The organism is Corynebacterium sp. HMSC078H07 (assembly GCF_001812805.1).
Taxonomy (GTDB): Bacteria; Actinomycetota; Actinomycetes; order Mycobacteriales; family Mycobacteriaceae; genus Corynebacterium.
In genome coordinates this window covers 1-560 of the sequence record NZ_KV810474.1, presented here as the reverse complement: position 1 = coordinate 560, position 560 = coordinate 1, and the positions used below count along the sequence as shown (strand labels likewise).

Here is a 560-nt window from a genome sequence, read left to right as displayed (position 1 = left end):
AGCCCGTGCTCATCATCGAAGATGGTCTTGATTCTTGCACCAATAACGGCATCAGAATACATCTTTAACCTGCGTTTTTTACGGGTGCTCACCCACTTGTAAAACGAGGAACGATTCAGCTTTAACACATCGCACATCCGCTTAACCGAGTACTCGGTTCGGTGGTCATCGACAAACTGGAAGCGGATCACCAGTGAGTCTCTTCGGCAAAATATTTCGCGGCCTTACGCAGGATGTCGCGTTCTTCGCGCAGCTTAGAGACTTCTTTTTCCAGCTGACGGATTCGCGCAGAATCATTCGCCGCTTGGGCTTGATCGTGCACGGCCTTCGTGCGGGCACGTTTGCCAGTGCCGTACTTTTTGACCCAAGAATGTAGCGAGGCACGGTTGATACCGAGCTCAGCTGATGCTGAGTTCAGCGAGAGATCCTCGTTGTTCTCATAGAGGGCTACGGCATCGCGTTTGAACTGTTCGGAGTACCTGGACATGGTGGTAGATTACCTTTCTTCCCAGCTCGACTGGGCTGGATATCAGGTGTCCACCACATGGGGGTCAGGTCCC

Annotated in this window: 1 protein-coding gene and 1 pseudogene; both read right to left on the bottom strand. The window is 52.3% G+C overall.

Translation table 11 applies throughout. From position 1 onward, the window contains the following. A pseudogene (locus HMPREF2875_RS13815) lies at nucleotides 1-191 on the bottom strand (IS3 family transposase); the annotation flags it as partial. Further along, nucleotides 188-487 (bottom strand): IS3 family transposase, encoded by a 300-nt coding sequence (locus HMPREF2875_RS06470; protein ID WP_023028776.1) that lies wholly within the window; start codon nucleotides 485-487, stop codon nucleotides 188-190. The gene HMPREF2875_RS06470 and the pseudogene HMPREF2875_RS13815, both read right to left, overlap by 4 nt. Between the last annotated feature and the right edge of the window lie 73 nt (nucleotides 488-560).